General features: G+C 63.5%; 25 protein-coding genes. 9 read left to right on the plus strand and 16 right to left on the minus strand.

Features of this window, described 5'->3' with window-relative positions:
- Positions 1 to 32: 32 nt before the first annotated feature.
- Together AC3EMP_RS25425 and AC3EMP_RS25430 are read right to left on the minus strand one after the other, a co-directional pair.
- Entirely contained in the window at positions 33 to 941 is a 909-nt protein-coding gene (locus tag AC3EMP_RS25425; RefSeq protein WP_023750934.1) for a sugar phosphate isomerase/epimerase family protein, read from the minus strand.
- Positions 938 to 1,969 carry a Gfo/Idh/MocA family protein gene (locus tag AC3EMP_RS25430; protein ID WP_023712454.1) on the minus strand — a complete coding sequence of 344 codons (1,032 nt, stop codon included), beginning with the start codon at positions 1,967 to 1,969 and terminating at the stop codon, positions 938 to 940. Before AC3EMP_RS25430 ends, AC3EMP_RS25425 begins: the two co-directional genes overlap by 4 nt.
- A 194-nt stretch (positions 1,970 to 2,163) precedes the next feature.
- Between AC3EMP_RS25430 and AC3EMP_RS25435 the strand changes: the two genes are divergently transcribed.
- Positions 2,164 to 3,189, plus strand: a complete 1,026-nt coding sequence (locus tag AC3EMP_RS25435; RefSeq protein ID WP_023712453.1) for a LacI family DNA-binding transcriptional regulator — start codon at positions 2,164 to 2,166, stop codon at positions 3,187 to 3,189.
- Between the two features lie 24 nt (positions 3,190 to 3,213).
- On the opposite strand, the gene AC3EMP_RS25440 is transcribed toward AC3EMP_RS25435, so the two are convergent.
- Complete coding sequence (locus tag AC3EMP_RS25440) at positions 3,214 to 3,528, minus strand: ferritin family protein (RefSeq protein WP_023712452.1); 315 nt, start codon at positions 3,526 to 3,528, stop codon at positions 3,214 to 3,216.
- Positions 3,529 to 3,752: 224 nt separating this feature from the next.
- Here AC3EMP_RS25440 and AC3EMP_RS25445 point away from each other — a divergent pair, with 224 nt between their 5' ends.
- The gene (locus AC3EMP_RS25445; RefSeq protein ID WP_352595336.1) at positions 3,753 to 5,228 is read left to right on the plus strand and encodes an esterase-like activity of phytase family protein; all 1,476 of its coding nucleotides are present in this window, start codon (positions 3,753 to 3,755) and stop codon (positions 5,226 to 5,228) included.
- A 78-nt stretch (positions 5,229 to 5,306) separates the two neighbouring features.
- Here AC3EMP_RS25445 and AC3EMP_RS25450 read toward each other — a convergent pair whose 3' ends face one another.
- Positions 5,307 to 6,095, minus strand: coding sequence for a L,D-transpeptidase (locus AC3EMP_RS25450; RefSeq protein ID WP_023668302.1), 789 nt, complete (start codon positions 6,093 to 6,095; stop codon positions 5,307 to 5,309).
- Positions 6,096 to 6,293: 198 nt separating this feature from the next.
- On the opposite strand from AC3EMP_RS25450, the gene AC3EMP_RS25455 reads away from it, so the two are divergent.
- Positions 6,294 to 7,766 carry an MATE family efflux transporter gene (locus AC3EMP_RS25455; protein WP_352655752.1) on the plus strand — a complete coding sequence of 491 codons (1,473 nt, stop codon included), beginning with the start codon at positions 6,294 to 6,296 and terminating at the stop codon, positions 7,764 to 7,766.
- 3 nt (positions 7,767 to 7,769) lie between these two features.
- Here the strand turns inward: AC3EMP_RS25455 and AC3EMP_RS25460 are convergent, their stop codons facing one another.
- The gene (locus AC3EMP_RS25460) at positions 7,770 to 8,978 is read right to left on the minus strand and encodes an MFS transporter (protein ID WP_352712342.1); all 1,209 of its coding nucleotides are present in this window, start codon (positions 8,976 to 8,978) and stop codon (positions 7,770 to 7,772) included.
- Positions 8,979 to 9,130: 152 nt separating this feature from the next.
- On the opposite strand from AC3EMP_RS25460, the gene AC3EMP_RS25465 reads away from it, so the two are divergent.
- Positions 9,131 to 9,706, plus strand: a complete 576-nt coding sequence (locus AC3EMP_RS25465; RefSeq protein ID WP_023682120.1) for a TMEM175 family protein — start codon at positions 9,131 to 9,133, stop codon at positions 9,704 to 9,706.
- Positions 9,707 to 9,718: 12 nt separating this feature from the next.
- Here AC3EMP_RS25465 and AC3EMP_RS25470 read toward each other — a convergent pair whose 3' ends face one another.
- Entirely contained in the window at positions 9,719 to 10,000 is a 282-nt protein-coding gene (locus AC3EMP_RS25470) for a hypothetical protein (RefSeq protein ID WP_023668298.1), read from the minus strand.
- Positions 10,001 to 10,132: 132 nt separating this feature from the next.
- Here AC3EMP_RS25470 and AC3EMP_RS25475 point away from each other — a divergent pair, with 132 nt between their 5' ends.
- Entirely contained in the window at positions 10,133 to 10,999 is an 867-nt protein-coding gene (locus AC3EMP_RS25475; protein ID WP_023753105.1) for an SDR family NAD(P)-dependent oxidoreductase, read from the plus strand.
- 26 nt (positions 11,000 to 11,025) lie between these two features.
- On the opposite strand, the gene AC3EMP_RS25480 is transcribed toward AC3EMP_RS25475, so the two are convergent.
- The 3 genes from AC3EMP_RS25480 to AC3EMP_RS25490 form a co-directional block, all read right to left on the minus strand.
- A complete protein-coding gene (locus tag AC3EMP_RS25480) occupies positions 11,026 to 11,457 on the minus strand; it encodes a low affinity iron permease family protein (protein WP_023750938.1) in 432 nt (143 codons plus the stop codon).
- Between the two features lie 382 nt (positions 11,458 to 11,839).
- A complete protein-coding gene (locus AC3EMP_RS25485) occupies positions 11,840 to 12,481 on the minus strand; it encodes an LbetaH domain-containing protein (RefSeq protein WP_023733062.1) in 642 nt (213 codons plus the stop codon).
- Positions 12,482 to 12,541: 60 nt separating this feature from the next.
- Entirely contained in the window at positions 12,542 to 13,060 is a 519-nt protein-coding gene (locus AC3EMP_RS25490) for a CreA family protein (RefSeq protein WP_023753104.1), read from the minus strand.
- Positions 13,061 to 13,242: 182 nt separating this feature from the next.
- Between AC3EMP_RS25490 and AC3EMP_RS25495 the strand changes: the two genes are divergently transcribed.
- The 3 genes from AC3EMP_RS25495 to AC3EMP_RS25505 all read left to right on the plus strand — a co-directional run bounded on the left by AC3EMP_RS25495 (position 13,243) and on the right by AC3EMP_RS25505 (position 16,723).
- Positions 13,243 to 13,818, plus strand: a complete 576-nt coding sequence (locus tag AC3EMP_RS25495; RefSeq protein ID WP_023697009.1) for an SCO family protein — start codon at positions 13,243 to 13,245, stop codon at positions 13,816 to 13,818.
- Positions 13,819 to 13,900: 82 nt separating this feature from the next.
- Positions 13,901 to 14,773 carry a 50S ribosomal protein L11 methyltransferase gene (locus AC3EMP_RS25500; protein ID WP_023733063.1) on the plus strand — a complete coding sequence of 291 codons (873 nt, stop codon included), beginning with the start codon at positions 13,901 to 13,903 and terminating at the stop codon, positions 14,771 to 14,773.
- A gap of 105 nt (positions 14,774 to 14,878) precedes the next feature.
- A complete protein-coding gene (locus AC3EMP_RS25505; protein ID WP_023753103.1) occupies positions 14,879 to 16,723 on the plus strand; it encodes an aminopeptidase P family protein in 1,845 nt (614 codons plus the stop codon).
- Between the two features lie 155 nt (positions 16,724 to 16,878).
- Here the strand turns inward: AC3EMP_RS25505 and AC3EMP_RS25510 are convergent, their stop codons facing one another.
- On the minus strand, positions 16,879 to 17,175 hold the full coding sequence (locus AC3EMP_RS25510; RefSeq protein WP_023753050.1) for an AzlD family protein: 297 nt from the start codon (positions 17,173 to 17,175) through the stop codon (positions 16,879 to 16,881).
- Complete coding sequence (locus AC3EMP_RS25515) at positions 17,172 to 17,900, minus strand: AzlC family ABC transporter permease (RefSeq protein ID WP_023753051.1); 729 nt, start codon at positions 17,898 to 17,900, stop codon at positions 17,172 to 17,174. The genes AC3EMP_RS25510 and AC3EMP_RS25515 overlap by 4 nt, the downstream gene beginning before the upstream one ends.
- 116 nt (positions 17,901 to 18,016) lie before the next feature.
- Between AC3EMP_RS25515 and AC3EMP_RS25520 the strand changes: the two genes are divergently transcribed.
- The gene (locus tag AC3EMP_RS25520; protein WP_023682129.1) at positions 18,017 to 18,775 is read left to right on the plus strand and encodes an SDR family NAD(P)-dependent oxidoreductase; all 759 of its coding nucleotides are present in this window, start codon (positions 18,017 to 18,019) and stop codon (positions 18,773 to 18,775) included.
- Positions 18,776 to 18,797: 22 nt separating this feature from the next.
- On the opposite strand, the gene AC3EMP_RS25525 is transcribed toward AC3EMP_RS25520, so the two are convergent.
- From AC3EMP_RS25525 to lpxC, 5 genes are all read right to left on the minus strand, one after another.
- Positions 18,798 to 19,490: a DUF2461 domain-containing protein gene (locus AC3EMP_RS25525; protein ID WP_023753052.1), complete on the minus strand. Its 693-nt coding sequence runs from the start codon at positions 19,488 to 19,490 to the stop codon at positions 18,798 to 18,800.
- Positions 19,490 to 21,694 (minus strand): NAD-dependent DNA ligase LigA, encoded by a 2,205-nt coding sequence (gene ligA, locus AC3EMP_RS25530; RefSeq protein WP_023707725.1) that lies wholly within the window; start codon positions 21,692 to 21,694, stop codon positions 19,490 to 19,492. Before ligA ends, AC3EMP_RS25525 begins: the two co-directional genes overlap by 1 nt.
- Before the next feature lie 111 nt (positions 21,695 to 21,805).
- Entirely contained in the window at positions 21,806 to 23,479 is a 1,674-nt protein-coding gene (gene recN, locus AC3EMP_RS25535; protein WP_023753053.1) for a DNA repair protein RecN, read from the minus strand.
- A gap of 218 nt (positions 23,480 to 23,697) precedes the next feature.
- On the minus strand, positions 23,698 to 24,567 hold the full coding sequence (locus tag AC3EMP_RS25540) for an outer membrane protein assembly factor BamD (protein ID WP_023668284.1): 870 nt from the start codon (positions 24,565 to 24,567) through the stop codon (positions 23,698 to 23,700).
- Positions 24,568 to 24,830: 263 nt separating this feature from the next.
- Entirely contained in the window at positions 24,831 to 25,778 is a 948-nt protein-coding gene (gene lpxC / locus AC3EMP_RS25545; protein ID WP_023668283.1) for a UDP-3-O-acyl-N-acetylglucosamine deacetylase, read from the minus strand.
- Positions 25,779 to 25,810: the final 32 nt, after the last annotated feature.

Raw genomic sequence — 25,810 nt, forward strand, 5'->3', positions numbered from 1 at the left:
CTGTCAGGCCGGCTCCTCCCACCGGCCCTCGGTCACGCCGGGTTCGGCAGGTAGGTCGCTCCTCCCCGGCATTGCTTGAGGTATTCCAGCCCGCGCACCTGGCCTGTGATTTCGAGGTCGCCGCGATAGACCGGGTCGTGCCAGCCCTCGATGTCGATGGCGCCCTTGTAACCGGCCAGCCGCAATTCGCTGATCACCCGCGTCCAGTCGCTGTCGCCAAACCCGGGCGTGCGCATCTGCACGAAGGGCAGCTTGCCGAACACGCCGTGCTCGCGGATCACATCCCAGCGCACCGTCGCGTCCTTGCCGTGGACATGGAAAATGCGCGGCGCCCATTTGCGGATCTGCGGCATCGGGTCGATGAGGTAGACAAGCTGGTGGCAGGGCTCCCATTCGAGGCCGAGATTGTCGTCGGGCAATTCGTTGAACATCAACTCCCAGGCATCGGGATTGTGGGCGATGTTCCAGTCGCCGGCCGCCCAGTTGCCATCCATGGCGCAATTTTCGAAGGCAATGCGCACGCCCTTGTCGGCGGCGCGCTTGGCCAGTGGTCCCCAGACCTCACGGAAGCGCGGCAGGCTGTCGGTCAGCTTCTTGCCGCGAAGGCGGCCGGTGAAGCCGCTGACCGTCGAGGCGCCGAACAGATGCGCGTTGTCGATGACGGTTTCCCAGGCCGCGAGCACGCCGCGATCGACCTCGCCATCCTCCAGCGGATTGCCGAACACGCCGATCGACGACACGGCGACATCGGCATCGCCGATCGCCTCGCCAATCTCACCGGCGAGCCGCGCCAAATCCTTGCCGCCCAGCGTCTGCCAGAAGAAGGGCTGGATGCTCTCGAAGCCGAGCGGCAGAATCTCTTTGATGTAGGCGGCCGGGTCTTCGAGATTGGCCCGCACCATGGTGCCGATGCGGATGTCGAGAAGCGGGTTTGGCATCATGATGCTTCCTGTGTGATTGCGACGCGCCGTCCGGTCTCGGCGCTTTCGATGGCGCCAAAAACCATGGCCAGGCTTTTGATGTTGTCGCTGCCACGGGTTTCCGGCTCGCTGCCGGTCTCGATGGCGTGGATGAAATCCTTGATGATGCCGAGATGACCGCCGACGCGGTCGGCGGAATCGAGCGGCGGTACTGTGATGGGCTGGGTCAGGTCGAACAGGCCGTCGCGGACCGACAACACAACCTCGGCCTTCAGTCCGTCCTCGCCGTCCCAGACCAGGCTGCCGTGCTCGGCGACGATGCGCCACGTGCTCTCCCAGCTGGTGCGGAAGCCCGCCGCGCACCAAGAGCCTGCGTAGGTGAAGCGCTTGCCGCCGCCGAGATCGAAGATAGCGCTGGCCGACGATCCCTGCCGGTACCAGGAATTCGCCGGCTCCCATTCCTGGCAAAAGACGCCGGCGGGATCGCCGCCGACCATGTAGCGGGCGGCGTCGAAAGTATGGATCGCCATGTCGAGCAAAAGCACATGCGCCATCTCCTCGCGGAAGCCGCCGAAATGCGGCGCGACGAAGAAATCGGCATGGATGCTGGTTGGCTTGCCGATGGCGCCGGAGTCGAGAAAGCGCCTGATGCGCCGGACATTGGCGACGTAGCGGCGGTTCTGCACGACCGCATGGATACGCCCCGCGTTACGTGCCGCATCGACGATGGCGCGCGCATTTTCTGGAGTATCGGCCAGCGGCTTTTCCGTCAGCAGATGGCAATTATGGGCAAAGGCGGCAAAGGCGACATCACGCCGGGCGGCTGGAACCACGACATCGAACACCGCGTCGGGCCTGGTCTGGTCGAGAACCTGATCGAGGCTGGTGCCGATGACGGCGCGATCGAGCCCGTATTCGCGTGCCCTCGCCCGCGCCCGTTCGGCGTCGAGATCGACAAGTCCGACAATGGCCAACCCGCCGATCTGCCTCGCGGCATCGAGCCAGGCCTTGCTCATCGCACCACAGCCAACGAGGACGGCATTCATCATCCGGCATTCCTCCCGTCCGGTCCCTCCAGACCGAATGTCACGGCATTTCCGGCATCACCGTAAACGCTTTTCCGTAAACGTTTACGAGAACACACCCGATGGCGTAGAATGTCAATCGGCTGCCAGCGAAAACCATCCCGAAGCCTTGGCCTGGGCGGCAGCCGGTGCTAGCCAAGACAGGGGGAGAACTGTCCTTGGCGTCCAGCATCCATGACCTCGCGCGTCACCTGAACATTTCGATCGGCACCGTGTCGCGGGCGTTGAACGGCCGCGCCGACGTCAATGCCGACACCCGCCAGCGCGTGCTCGCCGCCGCCAAGCAATTGAACTATTCGCCCAACCAGTCCGGCCGCAGCCTGCGGCAAGGCACCACCCATTCGATCGCCTTCATGCTGCAGCCGCATCCGGGCGACCAGCAATATGGCGAACCGTTCTTCATCCCGTTCCTGATCGGTCTGCAAGGCCGGCTTGCCGAGTATGGCCTGGATTTGATGGTCGTCATGGGTGAGCCCGGTCAATATCAGCAGGAGAGGCTGCGCCGCGTTGTTGAGACGCGCCGGGCCGACGCGGTCGTGTTGGCCAATACACGGCGGGAAGACGATCGGATCGACTATCTCAGCAAGGCCGGCTTTCCCTTCGCCACGCTTGGCCGAAGTCAATCCGGCGACGACACCTATCCTTCGCTCGATATAGATTTCGAGAGGGCGGGTGATGAAGCCGTCGACCGGCTGGTCGCGCGCGGCCACCGCCGCATTGCCGCCATCCGCCCTTCGCTTGATCTCAACTTCGGCTACCTGTTCCTCGACGGCTACCGCAAGGCGCTGGAGCGGCATGGCATCGAAGTCGACCCCGGCCTGATCGCTGACGGCTTCATCAACGAGGCCGGAGGCTACCAGGTGACGCCGCGCGTGATGCTCTCCAAGGACCGGCCCACAGCCATCATCTTCAACAATGACGCAATGGCGCTCGGCGGCTGCAAGGCACTGGCCGAAATGGGCATCAGGCCCGGCCACGACATCGCGGTGATCGTCATCGTCGACACGCCGCTCTGCCGTTATTTCTCGCCGGCGCTGACCGCCTTCCGTCCGTCGCTGGAGCCGATGGGCCGGCGGCTGGCCGAAATGTTGCTGGCCTCGCTTCCCGCCTTTGCCGGCCCGGAAGGTCCGCGCATCATCCGCGAAGTCTGGCCGCTGGAGCTGATCGCCCGCGACAGCGATTGATCCGCCGCGGAAGGCCGGCGGGCCTCAATCCACCTTCTTCTCGCCCCGCTCGCCGGCCTTAACGATGTCGCCGGTGGTGAACAGGATTTCCTTCAGTTCCGTGCGCCAGTCTTTCTTCTGGCGCAGCAGGAATTCCAGATCCATGCCGAAATGCTTGAACTCCTCGCCTTGCGCGTTCTTCATGATCGCCTTGGCCTGAGGGTCTTTCTCGACCGACATGCGCTGTTCGTACCAGCTGATCGCCTCGGCCTCTTCGATCAACGAGGTGATCATGCGGGCAAAGGTCCGCACCTCCTGCGTCAGTTCTTCCGGTGGCTCGTGATACTGATCGAAACCCATTTATCCCTCCTGGGCCCGGGGCTCGACCGGCCATCGCAGGCGACGCTTGGGCTCGCGTGCAACGGATCAGGCTGGAAAATGGTTCCGGAGCGCGTGCGACACGGTCTGTCACGCAACTATCATCTTCGCGTCCTAGACCGCTCATCGGTGGGCGCGGCATCGTCGATTGCGGCGGCTTCGTCATCCGGCCGTTCCGGCCCGTTCCGTCACAAAGAGGTTATCCCATGAAAAATCTGCACCGAACCGTGTCGCTCGGCGCCGCGCTGGCGCTGTTTACCGCCCTGACCCCTGCCCTTGCCGACAGCACCGCCACCGTTGGTGGCTTCGTCAACAAGGGCCTGGTCGGCGTCGGCCGCATTCCGGCCGATCAGAAGGACAAGTTCGGCGAGACCTTCGGCTCCGGCTCCGGCATGTCCATCGACGCCGCAAGCTGGACCCGTGGCGCGGACGGCTACAAGGGCTCGCTCTGGTTGCTGCCGGACCGTGGCTACAATGTCGTCGGCACCACCGATTACCGGCCGCGCCTCAACACTATTCGCATCGAGTTCACGCCGGTAGCACTAGGCGCCACGCCCACCTCCGGCCAGGAACAGACAGGCGTCAAGGCGACGCTTGCCGATTCCCTGCTCCTCACCGACGACAAGGGCGCTGACGCCACCGGCCTCGATCCGCTCAACGGCGTGCGCGCGGCCAATGGCGACCTGCCGATCCTGCCCGAGGCCAATGGCAAGCTGGCGCTCGACAATGAGGCGATCGCGCGGCTGCCCGACGGCACCATGTTCATCTCTGACGAATACGGCCCCAACATCTACCGCTTCTCGGCCGACGGCCATCTGTTGTCGGCAACGCAGCCGCCCGCCGCTTTGGTGCCGATGCGCAAGGGCGCGCCGAACTTCGCCTCCGACAATCCGGGCCCCGGTGCAGCCGAACCCGATCCGAAGGATCCCGAAACCGGCCGCCAGAACAATCAAGGCCTCGAAGGCATGGCGCTGACGCCGGACGGCAAGTCGCTGATCGCTGTGCTGCAGTCGGCGCCCCGCCAGGATGGCGGCGATTCGCCCGCGACGCGCCAGAACACCCGGGCCCTGGTCTACGACGCCTCCGACCCGGCCCATCTCAAGCTGGTGCATGAATATGCCGTGCCGCTGCCGGTGTTCAAGGACGCCAAGGACAAGACCAAGGTCGCCGCGCAGAGCGAAATCGTGGCGCTGTCCGACAAGACCTTCCTGATGCTGGCGCGCGACAGCGGCAACGGCCAGGGGGTGAAGGGCGATACTTCGCTGCTGCGCCAGATTTTCGTCGTCGACGTCTCTGGCGCCACCGACATTGCCGGCGGCGCCTTCGATGCCGCCGACAAGCCGCTGGCGCCCAAGGGCGTGCTCGACCCCTCGGTGACCCCGGCCAAGCTGACGCCGTTCATTGACATCAACGACAACAAGGAACTCGGCCGTTTCGGCCTGCATGACGGCAAGCCGAACGACAAGAACAATCTCTCGGAGAAGTGGGAAGCAATGTCTGTGGTCAGCCTGCTCGATCCGGCGCTGCCCGACGACTATTTCCTGTTCGTCGGCAACGATAACGACTTTCTCACCCAAGACGGTTTTCAGGTCGGCGCGCCCTACAAGGCCGACGACGGCGCCGATGTCGACACCATGTTCCTGGTCTATCAGGTCACGCTTCCGGGCCTCGCCAACAAGTAGCCGTATACGGAAAGGCGGACGCGCCCGGCGCGTCCGCCTCTAAACGTTTGTCGGCGATCAGCGATGCCGTGAAGGCACCTATTTCAAAATCTCCGCATCCCTTGGCACGCCGGCATCGATCGGCTCGGCGGTCCGGCTCGACACGGCCATGATCTTGCCTGCGGCCGACAGGTTCGGGCGCACATAGACCTGGGCTACGCCGTTGACCCGGCTGTAGAGGTCGATAATGTCCTGGTTCATGAAGCGCACGCAGCCCGACGACGCGTTCTTGCCGATGGAATCCCATTCCGGCGTGCCGTGCAGCCGGTACATCGTGTCCTTGCCGTCGCGGAACAGATAGAGCGCACGCGCGCCGAGCGGGCTCTGCGGTCCCGGCGGCATGCCGTCCTTATATTTCGCCAGTTCCGGCCGGCGCTGGATCATTTCGGGCGGCGGCGTCCACACCGGCCATTTCTTGCGCGCCTGGATCACGGCGCTGCCGGTCCAGCCAAACCCGGCCTTGCCGAGGCTGACGCCATAGCGCATTGCCTTGCCGCCGTCGCGCACCAGATAGAGAAAATGCTCGGATGTATCGACGACGATCGTGCCGGGTTTTTCGCCGGTCGGATCGTCCACGATCTGGCGCACGAACTTCGGATCGAGCTTGGCCACGGGGATTGCCGGCAATGAAAAGCCCTCATCGACGCGCGCCGAATACATGGTGGCGGCATCGCCCAGAGCCGGTTCGGGCGCCGGAGCGGGCGTTGGCGGCACCACGACGTCGGTCGTGGTGCAGGCTGAAAGCGCCATGGAAGCGGCACCCAAAGCGGATATTCCAAGAAACGCGCGCCGGTTCAGGCGCTCGGAAAAAAGCGGATTGTCGGACATGATCCCCCCAGCCTATTCATCATATCCAACAGGATATGCGACCCCACGCGGCGACGACCCATATCCCATTCCGAATGTTTTGAGAACTGATTAGCTTGAAGCCGCCAGGTGGCATGTTCCAATGCCGCATCGACCTTGTCCGTTAAATCGGCGATCATTGCCGGGCGGACTTTGAGATGAACCTTCGCCGAACAGCCCATGGACGAAAAAATACCACCGCGCCGGCGCACCGGCGACCTGACCAGCGGCCCGATTCCGCGCACGCTGCTTTTGTTCGCTCTGCCGGTGCTCGGCTCCAACGTGCTGCAATCGCTCAACGGTTCGATCAACGCCGTCTGGGTCGGCCGCTTCCTCGGTGAATCGGCGCTGACCGCCACCTCCAACGCCAATCTGGTGCTGTTCCTGATTCTCGGCACCGTGTTCGGCATCGGCATGGCCGCGACCATCCTGGTGGCGCAATCGGTCGGCGCCCGCGACCTGCCCGAGGCGCGGCGCATCGTCGGCACCAGCGCCAGCTTCTTCTTCCTCGTCTCGGCTATCTTCGCCGTCTGCGGCTGGATCTGGGTCGACGCCATCCTCAACACACTGGGCACCCCGCCCGATGCGCTGCCGCTGGCGCGCTCCTATCTGCGCATCATCTTCGTCGCCGTGCCGATGATGAATCTTCTGTCCTTCGTCATGACGGTGCTGCGCGGTGCGGGTGATTCGCGCACGCCATTCTTCTTCATGGCGCTCGCCGTCGTGCTCGACATCATCCTCAATCCGCTGCTCATTCGCGGCATCGGCCCCTTCCCCGAGCTCGGCATCGCCGGCTCCGCCACCTCGACGCTGATCGGCCAGACGGTGAGCGTGATCGCCATCCTCGTCGTGCTTTATGCCAGAAAGCATCCGTTGCGGCTCGCCGGCGCGAACCTCGCTCTGCTGCGGCCGGATCCGGCGCTGCTCAGGATCGTCGTCTTCAAGGGCGTGCCGATGGGCCTGCAGATGATCGTCATTTCGGCGGCGGCGCTGACCGTGATGGGCATCGTCAACTCCTACGGCTCGCAGGTCGCCGCCGCCTACGGCATCGCGGCGCAGCTGTGGACCTATATCCAGATGCCTGCACTGGCGATCGGCGCCGCAGTCTCGTCGATGGCGGCCCAGAATGTCGGCGCAGGGCGGTGGGACCGCATCGGTCGCATCGCGGCGTCCGGCGTCGGCTTCAACCTGGTGCTCACCGGCGCCCTGGTGGCGCTGCTGTTCTTCTTCGACAGGCCGGTACTCGGCCTGTTCCTTAGCGGGGACAGCACCGCAATCGACATTGCAGCCCACATCAACAAGGTGGCGTCCTGGTCGTTCATCCTGTTCGGCGTCACCATCGTGCTGTTCGCGACCGTGCGCGCCACCGGTGCCGTGATGCCGCCGCTGATCATTCTGGTGATTTCCGTGATGGTCGTGCGTACCGGCTTTGCCTACTTCTTCAGGAGCTACATCGGCGAGGAAGCGCTGTGGTGGAGTTTTCCGGCGGGATCGATCACCTCGCTGGTGCTGGCCGCCGCCTATTATCGCTTCGGCCGCTGGCGCACCATGCACATGATCGAGGACCGGCCGGCCGCCGGCGAGCCGCCCGACACCGGCCTCGGCATCCCGCGCGGACGGGCAAACATGGCGCCCGGGACGCCAAACGGGTGAGGCTCAGCGCGCGTATTTGACGCCGAACCCCAGCGCTACGACAGAGAACAGCGTGATCATGCCGGCGAAGGCCAGGCTTGCCGTCGTCGGAGTGGCCCAACTCGACAGCAGCCCAATGCCGATCACCGGCAGCGCATTGCCGCAGAAGCAGCAGATGAAGAACGCCGACACCAATTCGGCGCGACGCTCGGCAGGTGCGATCTGGTTCACCACCTGCAGGCCGCCGCGATAGCCGAGCGCCGCCGCCACGCCGCACACAGCGGTGGCGGCAATCATCAGCGACATCGACGCGAAAAACTGAGCAGCAACCATCAGCCCTACGGCCGGGATCATCAGCGCCAGCGCGGCCAGCATGCCGGCGCGACTGGACAGTCGGGTCGTGGCCAGAATGGTCGCGGCCGCAACGATCGACAGTTCAAAGAACAGCCCGCCAGCCTCGGCATGGTTGGCCACATGCAGCTGCTGCGCCAGGATGCTCGGCGCCAGGGCTGCATAGAAGCCGACCAGCGCCATGGCGCCGAAGCCGGTGACGGCCGGCGCCACGAAAGCGGCGCGGATATTAGCGGGCACCGACAGCCGCGGCCGCAGCGAAACATCGGTCAGCCTGCCCGGCCGGGACACGGTTTCGCGGGTACGCCAGATCAACAGCGTCACCACCACGAGCAAGGCAAGATAGACCGCAAACGTTAGTCTCAACGGCCAGGGCGCATATTCGGCGAGCAGGCCCGATGCCAGCGCGCCCAGGCCAAGGCCAACGAAGTTGGTGCTGGTGGCGATGATTGCCGCGCGCGATTTGTCCTTACCCTCGATCAACTCGGCAAGCCAGGCCGTGCCGGTTCCCGCACCGATGCCGATGCCAAGGCCGCTCAATATGCGGGCGACATCGAGCCAGGCGACATTCTCGGCCAGCAGGAACACCAGCGCGCTGACCACCGCTATGGCCATCGACGCCAGCGCCGCAGGACGGCGGCCAATGCCGTCGGACAAGCGCCCGAACATCAGCAATGCGCCGAGATTGCCGACGACATAGACAGCGTAGACCAGCGTCAGCGTGATCTGCGAGAAACCGAAGGCCTGCTTGTAGATGACGTAAAGCGGCGTCAGCACCGTGCTGCCGGCGAACAGAGCGGCGATCATGGCGGCAACCGCGGCCATCGCGGGCCGGCCATCGAGTCCATTTTCGCGCGTTATGGTCTCGGCATAGCTGGTCATGGCAACCTCCGGCCAATCGCCCAACGCCCAATTGCGCCCCAACGTCGATGTAATGGCGGCCGTTCCACGTGCCGAACTTCATCCTGACAACCTTGTCAGGATGGTCTTGCCCGAAATCCTCGCTTAACGTCTTCCATCGAGAGGGAGAATCCATGGGAAAAGGCAGAGTCGAGGCATTCACCGATGGCGTCGTCGCCATCATCATCACCATCATGGTGCTGGAGCTGAAAGTGCCGCATGGCGAGGATTTTTCAGCGCTTCTGCCGCTGTGGCCGATCTTTTTCAGCTATGTCTTGTCGTTCATCAATGTCGGCATCTACTGGAACAATCTGCACAACATGTTCCACACCGTCCAAAGGGTCGACGGCCGCGTGCTGTGGGCCAACCTCAACCTTCTGTTCTGGTTGTCGCTGATGCCGGCAACGACGGCCTTCATGGGCGAGAACCATTTCGCGCCGGTCCCCGTCGCCGTCTATGGCATCGACCTGGTGCTGTGCGCGGTCGCCTACACCTTTCTCGCCACCAAGCTGCACCATTTGCACGGCAACGACACCGCCTTCGCCAAGGCGCTGGGCAATGACCGCAAGGGCAAGATCTCGGTGGCCCTCTACGCCGCAGCCGTCCCGCTTGCCTTCGTCAACCAATGGATCGGCGTTGCGATCTTTGTGCTGGTGGCCGCCGTCTGGTTCGTGCCGGACACGCGTTTTTCGCGGGTGCTGGAAAAGTAGCGTAGGACGTCTCTACTTGCGCATCGCCTTCAGCTTTTCGGCAACCGACGCCGCAAGGTCGGCATAGCGCTCCTCCAGCCGCTCGGCCGCCTTGATGATCGAAAAATCATGGCCGAATTTTTCCAGCGCCATGCGCAATTTCTCGACGAACTCGGCCTGTTTTTCGAGTGCCGAAAACAAGGTCTTCACCTGCGCTTCGCTTATGTCCGGATTGGCAAGCATCTGCGGCACCTCGCGGCCCATCTGGTCGCCGGTGGCGGTCTGCTCCTTCAGGATCGCAACCCAGTCGGTCAATCGGCAGTCTCCCTGTTCGGCCGCAGCATGCACAGCCGCCGTTGATGCGGTCAACCCGAACACGCGGGACGGCCTTGCACGATGCGCGTCCCGCGCTAAGTTCGGCGCCACCCGAACCCTAGGAAAAAGATCATGACCTCCGACGCCGAAATCCAATCCGCTTTGCCCGCCCTCAGCCGAGGCAACGTCGCCGTCATCACCGGGGGCGCCAGCGGCATCGGGCTTGCCGCTGCCAAAAGGCTGGCGGCTATGGGCATGAGACTGGTGCTGGCCGACATTGGCGGCGCGCGCCTCGATGCGGCCCGCCAGGCAGTCGCCGCGATCGCCGGCGAGAATGCCGTGCTTGCCGTCGCCACCGACGTGTCGAAGGCCGACGAACTCGGCCGGCTGGCGGAAAAGACGCATGCCGCTTTCGGCGCCGTATCGCTGCTGATGAACAATGCCGGCGTCGGCAACAATCCGGGAAAACCGTGGGAGAACGGCGACGCCTGGAAGCGGATGATCGACATCAATTTCTGGGGTGTCGTACATGGCGTCGAGGCCTTCGCTCCGGCCATGCTGGCCTCCGGAGAGCCTGGCCTGATCATCAACACCGGCTCCAAGCAAGGCATCACCACGCCACCCGGCAATCTCGCCTACAACGTCTCCAAATCGGCATTGAAGACGTTCACCGAAGGGCTGGCGCACGCATTGCGCAACGAGCCGGGCGCGAAGGTCGCGGCGCATCTTCTCATTCCCGGCTTCACCTTCACCGGCCTCACCGAAGGAGCGGTCGAAAAACCCGCTGGCGCCTGGACCGGCGAGCAGGTGGTCGACTTCATGCTGGCTTCGCTGGCGCGTGGGGACTTCTACATCCTCTGCCCCGACAATGAGGTGATGCGGCCGACCGATGAAAAGCGCATGGCCTGGGCGATCGGCGACATCATCGAGAACCGGCCTGCTCTCTCGCGCTGGCACCCCGACCATAAGGACGCTTTCGCGGCCTTTATGGGAAACTGATCGTCGAACTCAGCCAAAGCCGAGACTCAGGCGGGCGCGCGTTTTTTCGCGGTGCGCTTTTGCGCGACGGCCTTCTTGCCCGCCAGTTCGGCGAGCTCGTGGTCATGGCGTTTTGCCGCCCGCTCGCATTTGTCTCTGATCTCCTCGACCTCGGATTCGGTCAGGTGCTCGATGCCGATGAAATGATTGTGGCCCTCGCTGACGCGGATCAGTTCGTCGAGCTTGGCCTGAACCGCGGCGCCGTCGCGGTTCTGGGTGTTCTGAATCAGGAACACCATCAAAAAGGTGATGATCGTCGTTCCCGTGTTGATGACGAGCTGCCACGTATCGGAGAAGCCGAAGAATGGCCCGCTTACCGCCCAGACGATAACGATGGCGCAACAGGCGATGAAAGTCGGCGGCAGGCCCGCCAAGTGCGAAACGGTGTTGGCGATTCTGGTAAACAGCTTTTCGATCATTCACATCCTCAACCGTTCAAAGCGCGACGAGCTGACCAAGGCCGCATTCATCGCTCCAACAATAAACAACCGGCAGCCGCTTCCGGTTCCCTGTCGCAGAGGGCATCGCTGGTGCAATTGTATGCACGCCAAAGGCGCAGCGCCGTGAAAAGCCGCCTTATCGGTTTGTTGCCATTAGTCACCATGCAGGCCAAAACCTGTTCGTTCCGCTTCACGGCGGATTTGTCTCCAAGCCCCTTCCGCTGCGCCACCCCCGCATGGCGGAAGGGGTCCGTTGCGTTGCCGCAGACCGGCGGAACTCTTCCCGACACGTGCCGTTCAGAATGTCGGCGCCAGGATTTCGGCCAGCCAGTCGATGAAACCGCGCACGCGCGGCGAGCTCTCAGGAATGCTCTTGCTCCCAACGATCGAGGAAATCCTCAATCGGCAAGGCCTGCATGTCGGGAACCGCTTTGGCGAGTTTCTCCGGCGGCCAGTCCCACCAGGCAAGGCTTTCGATCCGCGCCGCGATCTCGGAGGGAAAGCGCATGCGCAACGGCTTCGCCGGTACGCCGGCGACGATTGTGTAGGCCGGCACATCCCGCGTCACCACCGAATTGGCGCCGATGATGGCGCCATTGCCGATGCTGATCTCGGGCATGATGACGGCGCCATGGCCGATCCAGACATCATTGCCGATGCCGACCGCCTTGGCCTGCCGCCGCGCGCGGAACGCCGCGTCGACGCCCAGCCAGCGGAAATACTCGTTCGGCCGGTAGCTGAGCTTGTGCTGCGTGATCCGCTCGATCGGATGCTCCAAGGCATTGATGCGGCTGTTGGCGGCGATCGAGCAGAATTTTCCGATCGTCGTGTAGATCGCCTCGGCGTGGCGCTCGAAATAGGAGAAATCGCCGACATTGACCTCGCGCAGCACCACCCGTTCGCCGATCGAGGCATAGCGGCCAAGCTTGCACGCTTTCAGCTCCGCGGTCGAATGGATGCGCGGCTCGGGATCTTTCAGGACGAGGTTTTCGGTACGGTCCATCTGGCGGATTTACCCCCGCGCAATTGCGGAAGCAATTGTCGCGTTGCGCCCGGAGGATCGTTATTTCGGCTTGCCGCCGGTCCACACCACGTTCTGGCCGAACAGCGGCACGGTCGTCACCGACATTTTCGCCGAGCCGTCCTGCACTTGGCGCGAATGCGAGAGATAGATCAGCGTCTCGTTCTTCTTGTCGTAGATGCGGTTCACCACCTGCTTCTTCCAGATCAGGCTGATGCCTTGCTTGAACACCTCTTCGCCGCCCTCGCTCATGTCGATGTCGCCGATGGTGATCGGCCCGGTCTGGCGGCAGGAGATCGAGGAATCAGACGGATCCTCGAACCAGTTGCCCTTGTGCAGCCGGTCGATGACGCTGCGGTCGAAATAGGAGACATGGCAGGTCACGCCGTCGATCTTGGGATCCTTGATCGCCTCGACGATGATGTCGTTGCCGACCCAATCGACGCCGACCTTGCCGACTTCCTCTGCCGCTGCGGCACCGGCGCCAAGGGCAATGCATGCGGCCAGCGCGCCGCCGATCAGTTTCTGCCCAATCCGTCTCTGCCCAGTCCGTCTTTGCAAGGGAGCCTCCTCAGGTTCAGTTTGCCGGTCTCAGGTGGGATAAGGGCCAGCTGTTTGCAAGGTAGCGCCCAGCCCGGTTGCGGCAACGCGGCATCTTTGCCTTGCCCCCTGCGACCGGCTAAGACTGCCGGCAGAGAGGCGCCGATCCGGCGCTCGATGATTTCTGCTACGGACAATTCCTGATGATGCGTTCAATTCTGGTCGGCATTCTCGTTCTGATGGCGGCGGGCATCGGCTGGCTCACCTTTGACTTCTATCGCGGCCACTATGGTGGCGAACCGTATGGCGCGCCATTCACGCTGGTCGACCAGAAAGGCGCGCCAATCACCGAAGCCGCCTTCCGGGGAAAACCCAGCATCGTTTTCTTCGGCTTCACCCATTGCCCGGAAGTCTGCCCGACCACTTTGTTCGAAATGGCCGGCTGGCTGAAGACGCTGGGCGACGACGGCAAGAACCTCAACGCCTACTTCGTTACCGTCGATCCAGAGCGCGACACGCCGCCTGTGATGAACACTTACGTCAGCAATTTCTCCGACCGCATCGTCGGCATATCGGGCGATCCCGACAAGGTGCACGCCATGGCGAAGTCCTTCAACATCTACTGGAAGAAGGTCGACACCGGCGACGGCGATTATACGATGGATCACACCGCCTCGGCGCTGCTGCTCAATGCCAAGGGCGAGTTTTCGGGCACCATCGCCTATGGCGAAAGCGCCGATACCGCGATTGCCAAGCTGAAGCGGCTGGCAGCAGGCTAGGCATGATCCCTAAATGTGGAATCCGGTTTTCTCGGACAGAAAAGTGTTGTCCAGAGATCATGCTCAAGCAAGAGACCAACTGATGGGTCAGACCAGGCTCCACTTCATCGCTGGGAAGATCGAGGCCGACCGCATCTTTGCCGCGCTCGAGCCGGCTTTCGAGGATGAAGGCCTGCCGATCGCCGTGCTCGAAGTCGATGAAGACCGCGACATCTATGAGGTTTCGCTCTACACCGACGGCAATGTCGACGCGGTTGAGGCGCGGCTAAAAGACAGCCTTGTGGGACTGTCCCTGTCGAAGCCGATCGAGCGCGAGGTTTTGCCCGACATCGACTGGGTGGCGCGCTCGCTGGAGGGACTGAAGCCGGTGCGCGCCGGACGTTTCTTCGTCCATGGCGCGCATGACCGCCGGAAGCGCCACAGCGGCGAACTCGCCATCGAGATCGAGGCCGGCCTTGCCTTCGGCACCGGCCATCACGGCACCACGGCCGGCTGCCTCGAAATGCTGGAACGGGTCGTGCGCCGCGAACGTCCCAGGAATGCCCTCGACCTCGGCACCGGCAGCGCGGTGCTGGCAATCGCCGTCGCCAAACTGGCGCATATTCCGGTGCTGGCGACCGACATCGATCCGATCGCCGTCAGGGTCGCCGCCGCCAATGCCCGCCTCAACCACGTCAAGGCGCTGGTTGAAACGGTGACGGCGCCCGGCTTCCACCACCCGATCTTCGGCAAGCGCGCGCCTTTCGACCTCATCGTCGCCAACATATTGGCGCGGCCGCTGATGCGGCTGGCGCCTGAGATGGCCAGGCACATCAGCCTCGGCGGCTCGATCGTGTTGTCCGGCATCCTCGAGCGCCAATGCAATGCGGTGATCTCGGCCTATGTCGGCCAGAATTTCCGGCATGTCAGGACCTTGCATCGCGAAGGCTGGGTGACGATCCACCTGAAGCACTGAGACGCAACGCGCTTTGGACCAATCCGAGCCTGTTGCGATTGGCGAAAATCGATTCCGGTTTTCCGGGTCATGCGCTACGGTCGCGCCCGATACAGGAGGCATACCATGTTCCAGACCTTCGATTCCGCAGGCGACCCCAGCGTCGGCAAGCCGCGCGTGACGTTGCTGCGGCGATGGCTGGCGGATAATGGCCTCGACGGTTTCCTGGTGCCGCGCGCCGACGAGCACCAGGGCGAGTATGTCGCCGATCGCTCGGCGCGGCTGAAATGGTTGACCGGCTTCAGCGGCTCGGCGGGCGTAGCACTTGTGCAGCGTGACCGCGCCTTCATGTTCGTCGATGGCCGCTATACCTTGCAAGTGCGCCACGAGGTCGATCTCGACATTTTTGCGATCGAGAGTCTCGTCGACAACCCGCCGGCCTCCTGGATCAAGGACAATCTCGGCAAGGGCGCCAGGCTTGGCTTCGACCCGTGGCTGCACACGATCGCTGAGGTCAAGGCGCTGAAAACCTCGGCCGAGCAATCCGGCGCGACGCTGGTGCCGCTCGACAGGAACCCGATCGACATCATCTGGAAGGATCAGCCGGCGCCGCCCGTGGCGCCGGTCGAAATCCACCCGATCGGCTTTGCCGGGGAACTCGCCAAGGACAAGCTGGCGCGGCTGGTGGCGGCAATCGGCAAGGAGGGCGCGACGCACGCCGTGCTCACCGACCCCTCCTCGATCGCCTGGGCCTTCAACATCCGTGGCGGTGACGTGCCGCACACGCCGCTGGCGCTCGGCTTCGCGATCCCTGCCGCCGACGGCAAGCACCAGCTGTTCATGGACCAGCGCAAGTTTTCGCGCACGGTCGCCGCCTATCTCACCCAACTCGCCGATCTGCACGAGCCCGGCGAATTCGAGGCGGCGGTCGTTACCCTTGCCAAGGGCGGCGCCAAGATCGCGCTCGACCCGGTGCTGGCGGCGGAGAAGCTGAGAATGCTGGTCGAGGACAATGGCGGCGCATTTGTTTCAGCGGCCGATCCCGCCCGCATTCCGCGCGCCACCAAGAACCAGGCGGAAATCGCCGGCAGCCGCGCCGCGCACCGCCGAGACGGGGCGGCCGTGGCGAAACTGCTGTGCTGGCTGGAACGGCAAAAGCCGGGCACGCTCGACGAAATAACCGTTGTCACCAAGTTGGAGGAGGTGCGCCGGCAGACCGGCGAGGAAACGCAGATGCCGCTGCGCGACGTCTCCTTCGACACCATTTCAGGCAGCGGTCCGAACGGCGCCATCATGCACTACCGCGTGTCGCGCGCCACCAACCGCGAGCTGGCAAAGGGCGAGCTGTTCCTGCTCGATTCCGGCGCCCAGTATCAGGACGGCACCACCGATATCACCCGCACGGTGCCGATCGGCCAGCCGACCGAGGAGATGCGCGAGCGCTTCACACTGGTGCTGAAAGGTATGATCGGCATTTCCACGCTGCGCTTTCCCGCCGGCACGCGCGGCTCGGAAATCGACGCGGTGGCGCGCATGGCGCTGTGGAAGCATGGCTGCGACTTTGCCCACGGCACCGGCCATGGCGTCGGCTCCTATCTGGCGGTGCACGAAGGGCCGCAGCGCATCGCCCGCACCGGCACCGAAAAGCTGCTGGCCGGCATGATGCTGTCCAACGAGCCCGGCTATTACAAGGAAGGCTCCTACGGCATCCGCATCGAGAACCTGATCCTGGTGACACCGGCTGAACAGGTGGAGGGCGGCGACATCGCCATGCACGGTTTCGAGACGCTGACGCTGGCGCCGATCGATATCAGGCTGATCCGCACCGACCTGTTGACGCGCGAGGAGTTGCACTGGCTGGATACTTACCATGCCTGGGTGCTGGCCGAGATCGGCCCGATGCTCGACGGCGAGACGCTGGCTTGGCTGGAGAAAGCGACAGCGCCGCTGCCGCACGACGCCAAGATCTGAAATGAGCTTCTTTCTCCCCGTCACTATACGGGGAGGTGAGGAGCGGTCCGCGAAGCGGACGAAAAGCCAATTGCTTGGCTTTTCGAGTGACGAACGCCCGCCAGGGCAATGAGCGGCGGCGCCGACAGTTCGAAACTGTTCCGCGCGCAGGCGCCCTATGCCACAAACTGCCGCGCGAGGACCAGCACCACCGCCCCGGCCAGAAACATCGCCATCAGGCCGCCGCGCAGCGAGACCACAGCGGCGACGACCAGCGCCGCCCATTCCGCCGGTCCGGCGCTAAGTGCGGCGGGCGCCACCAGCGTCGTCAACACTGCGGCCGGCACGGCATTCAAACCCGCCTCGACGCGTGGATGGATGTGGTCGAAGCGCGAGATCACCAGATGGCCGCCGACGCGGGTGAAATAGGTGGCGATCGCGCCGGCAATGATGATCCACAAGGTCGCGCTCATCGTTTTGCCTCCACACCGCTATGGTGCGGCGGCAGGATGACGGCCAGAAGCACGCCTGCAATGGCGCCGATGGAGACGTGCCATGGCGATCCCACAGTTTTGTAGGCAATGATCGACGCCGCGGCGCTGGCGATCACCACCGGCAGCCACAGTGGCCGGTTGCGAAAGCCCATGACCAGCCCGAGGAAATAGATCGGCAGCAGGAAGTCGATGCCGAGCGCATGCGTGTCCGGGATCAGCTTGCCGAACACCGCGCCCAGCGCGCTCTCGATCCCCCAGAACACATAGACCGGCAGGCCAAGCCCCATGTACCAGGCAAAGCCAACGGTCTCGCCGGCTTCGGCCTTACGCTCGGCCACCGCGAATTGCGGATCGGTGAGCACGAAATAGCCCAGCGCTTGGCTGATAACCGGCCAGTGCGCGATTCGCCGGCCGATGCTGGCGGAGTAAAGCACGTGACGGAAGTTTACGGCGAAGATCGACAGCACGATCAGCCATGGCGCGACATGCTGGCCGAACAATTCGATGCCGACCATCTGGCTGGCGCCGCCGAAGATCAGCGCGCTCATCAAGAAAGCTTCGAGAACGGAAAAGCCGTTGTCGAAGGCGATGGCGCCGAACAGCAGCCCAAATGGCGCCGCGGCGACAACCACCGGCATCGACAGCCGCACGCCGTCCCAGAAGTCGCTGGCCACGGAATTTTCGCTTAAGGTCTCTGCCGACATGTCACATTCCCATCTCGCGCTGCTATGTAGGAGCCGGCGTTTGAAAAGTCAGACGAATTCGCTTGAGCCAACAAATCAGCGAAACTGATGTTGTAAAAACAAATGAGGGGGTTCGGATGATCGCTTATGACTTCACCGGCAGGCACGCGGTCGTCACCGGCGCCGGTGGCGGTATGGGCGAGGCGATCTCGCTGGCGCTGCTCGATGCCGGCGCCTCGGTCACCGCCATCGACGTCAAGCCGCGTCCGGCGTCGCTTGCCGCCTATGACGACCGGCTCACCTTTGCCCAGGGCGACCTCACCGACGCCGCCTTCGTCGAGCAGACCATCAATGCCGCGGGCCGCGAGCGCGGCGGCATCGATTATCTCGCCAATGTCGCAGGCGTGCTCTGGTTCGGTCGCGACAAATCGGCCCTCGAGATGGACCTCGATGTCTGGGATCAGGTCTTCAACATCAATCTGAAATCCTTCGTCCACACCGCGCGGGCGGTGGTTCCGCATATGCGGGCCGGCGGACGCGGCGGCGCCATGGTGCACTTCTCCACCATCCAGTGGTATCGCGGCGATCCGACCCCGCAGGATGCCTACCAGGCGTCGAAGGCCGGCGTCTGTGCGCTGTCGAAGTCGCTCGCCATGCAGTTGGCGGGCGATGGCATCCGCTCCAATTCGATCTGCCCGGGAATGGCGTTGACGCCGCTGCAGGCGCGCTGGGACACCGAAGAGAAACGCGCGGCCGTTGCCAATTATGCGCCGCTCGGCCGCATCGGCACGCCGCAGGACATGGCCAATGCCGCGCTATTCCTGCTTTCCGATGCGGCAAGCTACATCACCGGCATCGAACTGGCAGTCGACGGCGGTCTTTTGATGCGGATGTAGCCGTGCAGTGCGCCGGGCTGATTTAGCTCCGCGGTGCCGTGCCCTGGATCGCCCTGCCCCAGTCGAGCAACGGCTTAGCGCGCAATGTGAAATCGACAAGCTCGTCGACCAGCGCTGGCGCGTGGATGCCGGCCGGATCGATCATGTGCTGGACATAGAAGTGCCGGTTGCGGATGGCGTCGACAAGATCGGGTTCGTTGACCTGCTCGAATCCGCGCGGCGTGCGCTTCAACCGACCCTCGGTTTCGAGTTCGAAGCCGTTTTTCTTCAGCGTTGAAAGCAGTTTTCGGAACTCGGCTGGCCGGGCGATAATCGCCTTGCGCATCGCCAGCAGCAGGGGCGGCTCCGGGTTCCACCAGGCAACGTCGGCAAAGCAGCGGTCGATCCCGACATAGACGAAGAACACGCCCTGCTCCATCTTGGTGCCATCCGGCGACAGCATGGCCGACAAATGCTGGTTGTAGGGCCGCTTGTCCTTGGCGAAGCGCACGTCGCGGTTGATGCGAAACAGTGACTTCTTGCGGTCTCCGCGCAAGCCCAGACCCGCCGCCGCGAAGCGCTCCGTCAGCGTCTCGACCAGATCGCAGAACGGCTCATGCAACTCGCTGTCGTAAAGCGCGCGGTTTTCCTGGAACCATTCGCGGCTCTGGTGGAAGTCGAGCGCCTTGAGGAACGGGATGGCTTTTTGCCCGAACCCTTTGAACGAACCGGCCATCACGCCTTGCCGACCCGTTGCAGCCAGGTGTCCTCGTCGATGACTTCGACGCCGAGTTCACTGGCCTGCTTCAGTTTGGAGCCGGCACCCGGCCCGGCCACCAGCAGATCGGTCTTCGCCGACACCGAACCCGCCACCTTGGCGCCGAGCCGTTCGGCCATCGCCTTGGCTTCGGAGCGTGTCATCTTTTCCAGCGTGCCGGTGAAGACGATGGTCTTGCCGGCAACCTCGCTGTCGGTCGACACGGTGACGACATACGGCTTCGGCTTGACCTGTTCGAGCAGTCTGTCGAGCACGTCGTCATTGCGTTCATTGCCGAAGAAATCGCGCAACGCATCGATCACTGTATCGCCAATGCCGTTGATGGAGGGGAAGACGCTGTGCGGATCCTCAGCCGCCGCCGTTTCCTTGCCGACGCGGATCAGCTCCTCGATGGTCGAAAACGTCCGGGCAAGCACGGCCGCCGTCGTTTCGCCGATATGGCGGATGCCGAGTGCGAAGATGAAGCGGTCGAGCTCCGGCTCGCGGCGCGAATCGATGGCCGCGAACAGCTTGTCGAGGCCTTCATAATTGCGGTCCTCGACACCGCGCACATTCTTGCGCGCCTTGCCCGATGCCGCCTCGCGCAGCCTGGCCTGCTCCTCGCGCCGCTCGGCCAGCGCCCTGGTGACGGCCGGGCGGCGATCCCTGAGGGTGAAGATATCAGCGGCGGTCTTGACCAGTCCCGAATTGAAGAACAGGTCGATATTCTCGGCGCCCAGCCCCTCGATGTCGAGCGCGCCGCGCGACACGAAATGACGCAGCCGCTCCACAGCCTGGGCGGCGCAGATCAGCTCGCCGGTGCAGCGCCGGCGCGAATCCTCCTTGCCGGTCTTCTCGTTGATTTCGCGCGTCGCCGGCGAGCCGCAGACCGGACAAATGTGCGGGAATTCGTAAGGCACCGCATCAGCCGGCCGCTTGTCGACGACGACGCTGACGATCTGCGGAATGACATCGCCCGCCCGTTGTATGACAACCGTGTCACCGATGCGGACATCGATGCCGTCGCGAATCGGCAGGCCGTTGCTGTCGAAGCCCTTGATGTAGTCCTCATTGTGCAGCGTGACGTTTTCGACCACCACGCCGCCAACCGTGACCGGCGCCAGCCGCGCCACCGGCGCCAGCGTGCCGGTACGGCCGACCTGGATGTCGATCTTCTGCACCGTCGTCATCGCCTGTTCGGCCGGGAATTTATGCGCAACCGCCCAGCGCGGCTCGCCGGTGACAAAGCCCCAGCGACGCTGCAATTCCAGCTGGTCGACCTTGTAGACGACACCGTCGATGTCGTAGCCGAGCGACGAACGCAGCTCCTCGATCTTGTGGTAGTGCGCGATCAGCTCCTCGACCGACTTCGCCCGCACCATCAGCGGGCTGACCTTGAACCCCCATTCGGCGAATTTCTGCACCGAATCATATTGGGTCGGTGCAGGATCCGCTGTCGTGTAGCCCCAGGCATAAGCAAAAAATTTAAGATTGCGGCTGGCGGTGACGGACGCATCCTTCTGTCGCAAGGAGCCCGCTGCCGTATTGCGCGGATTGACATAGTCCTGGCCGCCCACCGCCGCCGAGCGGGCCTTCAGTGCCTCGAATTCCGCATAGGTCATGTAGACTTCGCCGCGGATCTCGATGGTCTCGGGCCAGCCCGATCCTTTGAGCTTGGCTGGGATGTCGGCGATGGTCCTGAGATTGGCGGTGATGTCTTCGCCGACAGCGCCGTCGCCGCGCGTAGCACCCTGCACGAACACACCGCGTTCATAGCGCAGCGACGCCGACAGGCCGTCGATCTTCGGCTCGGCCGTAAACGCGATGTCGAGGTCCTTGTCGCGGTCGAAGAAGCGCCGGCCACGCTCGATGAAATCGGTGACGTCCTCGTCTGTGTAGGCCTTGGCGAGGCTGAGCATCGGCACCGCATGGCGCACCTTGGCAAAGCCTTCCGCCGGCGCGGCGCCGACCCGCAGCGAGGGCGAATCCTCGCGCACCAGACCGGGAAAGCGCTCCTCGATGGCAAGATTGCGCCGCCGCAGCGCGTCATATTCTGCGTCCGTAATCGTCGGCGCGTCCTCGGCATGATAGCGCCGGTCATGACCGGCGATCTCCTCGGCCAGCCGCTGGAGCTCATCCGCGGCTTCGCTTTCGCTCAACGATTCGACTGGTTTTTCAGACATGCAGCGGTCCCTGGACAGTGGCGAGGCACCATAAATCAGGATTTCGGAAAAAGCATTCCTGAACAGCGGGATGGAGCCATATCCTGACTCAGTCCGAAAGCCTTGCGACGACTACGCTGCAGCAATATTCTCGCGTAGCAGCCGTTCGGCGGCTGCGCGCGCCTCTTCGGTGATGGTGGCGCCGGCCAGCATGCGCGCGATCTCTTCCTGGCGCGCCGCCCGGTCCATCTCGGCAATGCCGGTGGCGACCTTGTCCGAGCCGCCGGATTTGGAGATCAGGAAATGCGTTGCCGCGCGTGCCGCCACTTGCGGAGCATGCGTGACCGACAGCACCTGCACGCGCTTCGACAGCCTGGCCAGCCTTTGGCCGATCGCATCGGCCACGGCGCCGCCGACGCCGGTGTCGATCTCGTCGAAGACCAATGTCGGCGCCGAGCCACGGTCGGCCAGCGCCACCTTGAGCGCCAGCAGGAAGCGCGACAGCTCGCCGCCGGAAGCGACCTTCATCATCGGCCCAGGCCTGGTGCCGGGATTGGTGCGCACCCAGAACTCGACCTGGTCGATGCCTTCTTCCATGCGGTTCTCGCCATCGCTGGCCAGTTCGACGATGAACTCAGCCCGTTCCAGTTTCAGCGCCGGCAATTCGGCCATCACAGCCTTGGTCAGGCCGACCGCGGCCGCATGGCGAAGCGAGGACAGCTGGGCTGCGGAAATATCGTAGGCTTCGCGCGCCGCTGAGGCCTGCTTTTCCAAGAGATGCAGGCGCCCCTCGCCGGCATCAAGATCGGCGAGATCGGCGGACATGGTGTCGCGCAGTTGCGCCAGATCGTCGACGGCCACACTGTGCTTACGTGAGGCCGCACGCAGCGAAAACAGCCGCTCCTCCGCCTTCTCCAGCCGCTGCGGGTCGTATTCGGTAGCGCGCAGTGCCGCCTCGACGCCCGATTGCGCTGCATCCAGCGACAGCATCGCCTCATCCAGCGACTTCACCACATCCTCGAGCAGGCCCGGCGCTTCGCTGGCCTTGCGCTGCAGGCGCCGGAGCAAACTGGCCAGTTGCGGCAGTGGCGAGGACGGGCCTGACAGCACATCCTGCGCATCGTGTATTTCCGAGGCGATCTTTTCGGCCCGCATCATCGTTGCACGCAATTCCGCCAGCTGTGTCTCTTCGCCGGGCTGCGGATCGAGCTTTGCCAGTTCCGCCACCGAGGCCCTGAGATAATCGGCCTCGCGCGCCGCTGCCTCGACCTTGGCGCGGTGCCTGGCAAACTCCTGCTCGGCGCCGCGCCAGTAGCGCCACGCCTCGCCGGTCGCGCGGGCGGCGCCGAGATGGCCGCCAAAACTGTCCAGCAATTCGCGATGCGCGCCTGGATCGACCAGGGCGCGCTCGTCATGCTGGCCGTGGATCTCGACCAGCGCGTGGCCTATGTCGCGCATCAGCGTGACGCTGGACGGCTGGTCGTTGACGAAGACACGGGTACGGCCATCCGCGGTCTGCAGCCGGCGCAGGATGATGTCGCCGTCATCCTCGATGGCGTTTTCGGCCAGCAGCGCGCGCACCGGGTGGTTGCGCGGCACATCGAAGACGGCAATGACCTGGCCCTGGGCAGCACCGTGCCGCACCAGCGAGGCGTCGCCGCGCGCGCCAAGCGCCAGCGACAGCGCGTCGAGAAGGATGGATTTGCCGGCGCCGGTTTCACCGGTCAGCACGGAAAGGCCGGGCTGGAAGTCGATATCCAGCTTCTCGATCAGGACGATATCGCGGATCGACAGTCTGGAAAGCATCAGAACCCGGACCTCAAGCAATTCCAGGAAAAGTGCGTAGCGGTTTTCCGTCCGGAATTGCGTAGAACAAAAAGTTAGGACGGTTCAGCGCCTCAATCAAACCACTGAACCGCTGTGAAGCGGCATGCGACCGATGGAGTCGCAGCGCCGCACTATCTTTTTGTTTGAGCGTCGGATCAATCCGAAAAGCGCGTTCCGCCTCAGTCGATGCTCGGGCGTCAGGCGCCGGTGATCAGCTTGCCGGCCTTGGATATCCACGATCCGGCATTCTCGCGCGGCTCAAGCCCGTTGCTCTGCAACAGCTTGTAGGTATCCTTGTACCATTGGCTGTCGGGATAATTGGTGCCGAGCACCGCAGCGGCGGTTTGCGCTTCCGAGGTCAAGCCCATCGCGTAGTAGCTTTCGGCCAGACGCGCCAGCGCCTCTTCGACATGGCGGGTGTTGGAATAGTTCTCGACCACGTTGCGGAAGCGCTTGACGGCAGCAATGTATTCGCGCCGCTCGAGATAATAGCGGCCGATCTGCATCTCTTTGCCGGCCAGCTGGTCGTTGGCGAAACGGATCTTTTCCTTGGCGTCGTCGACATATTCCGACGTCGGCCAGCGCGTCACCAAATCCTGCATCGTCTGCACGGTCTGGCGTGCTTCCTTCTGATCCTGGGTGACGTCCTTGATCTGCTTGTAGTAGCTCAGCCCGATAATATACTGGGCGTAAGCCGCGTCGTCGGTCGACGGATAAAGCGTCAGATAGCGCTTGGCCGAGCCGATTGCTTCGTCATAACGGCCGGCGCGATAGTCGGCGAAGGCGCCCATCACCATCGACTTGCGGGCGAATTCCGAATACGGGTGCTGGCGGTCGACGGCGTCGAACTTCTTGCTCGCCTCATCCAGGCGGCCGGCATTGAGATTGGCAAGGCCTTGATTGTAAAGGACGTCGGCCGGTTCGGTCTGGTCGACATAGGTCGACAGGTCGACGTCTTTCTCGGACGACATGCAGGCTGAGAGGAACAGCGATGGCACAACCACCGAAAGCGCCAGGAAAACAGCCCGATACGGCGCTTTCGATTGACCAACTCGCTTGAAGAACATGATCGGATTGCGCCCTTTCGGCGTTAGTTCAATGCCTTTCGCATGGCGTTCCCTCAAAACTGATCCCCACTTTTGAGCGACATGCGCCTAACAGACGGCAGCAGCCATAAACCATAACTGCCTTGCCCAGCAACGCTATGTCTAGCCAATCGCACATTTTTGTGGCGGCTTGGTGTTGCCCCGAATGCTACGCACTTTCACTGGCCGGTGATGCTTTCGTGCAACACCGGCCAGCGTTCAGAAAGCCAGAAAATCGTTAAGAATCAGATCACCCAGGGCGCAAAGACAGGGCCGGTGACGGCGCTCATCTCGGCGGTGCGGCCGCGCTCGCGGCGCGTGGTCTCGACGACCTCGAAGGCCGAACGGTCGGACAGAAGCCGCCGCAAAGCAGCCGCATTCATCCGGTGACCGCCGCGATAGGAGCGGAAGCAACCGATGAAACGGGCGCCGGCCAGCGCCAGATCGCCCATCGCGTCCATCGTCTTGTGGCGAGCGAACTCATTGGGGTAGCGCAGGCCGCCCATGTTGATCACCCGGTTGTCGTCGCCGATCACCAGCGAGTTCTCCAGCGAGGAGCCCAGCGCATAGCCGGCCGCCCACAGCCGCTCGACATCCTTCATGAAGCCGAAGGTGCGGGCGCGCGCGATATCCTGGCGAAAGATGTCGGGGTTGATGTCGGAGGCGAATAGCTGGCGGCCGATCGCCGGGCTTTCGAAATCGATCTCGACCTCGAAGCGCGTGCCGCTATAGGGCCTGAACTCGGCCCAGGACGCGCCATTCTCGATGCGGACGGGCTTGACCACCCTGATGTAGCGGCGCTTGACCGCCAGCGTCTCGATGCCGGCTTGGTCGATGGCTTCCACGAACGCCACCGCACTGCCATCGAGGATCGGAACCTCATGACCGTCGATCTCGATGACGATGTTGTCGATGCCGAGCCCGAAAAGCGTCGCCATCAGATGTTCGACGGTGGCGATATGCTCGCCTGCCGGATCGCCGAGCATGGTGCAGAGATCGGTCGCGCCGACTTCAGCAACCAGCGCGCGGAACTCGCGGCTCTCGCTTCCGTTCGAAAGGTGGAAGAGCACGCCGGTGTCGGCGTCCGCAGGGAGGAAATTGACGGTGACCGGTTTGCCGCTGTGAACGCCGGTACCGGTCAGCGTTGCACGCGATTTCAGTGTCGTCTGATAGTCTTGCAAGACAAACCCCATAGCCCAAACGCCTAAGTCCGCTTTAACCCAAA

It is taken from the genome of Mesorhizobium sp. P160219, assembly GCF_057786095.1.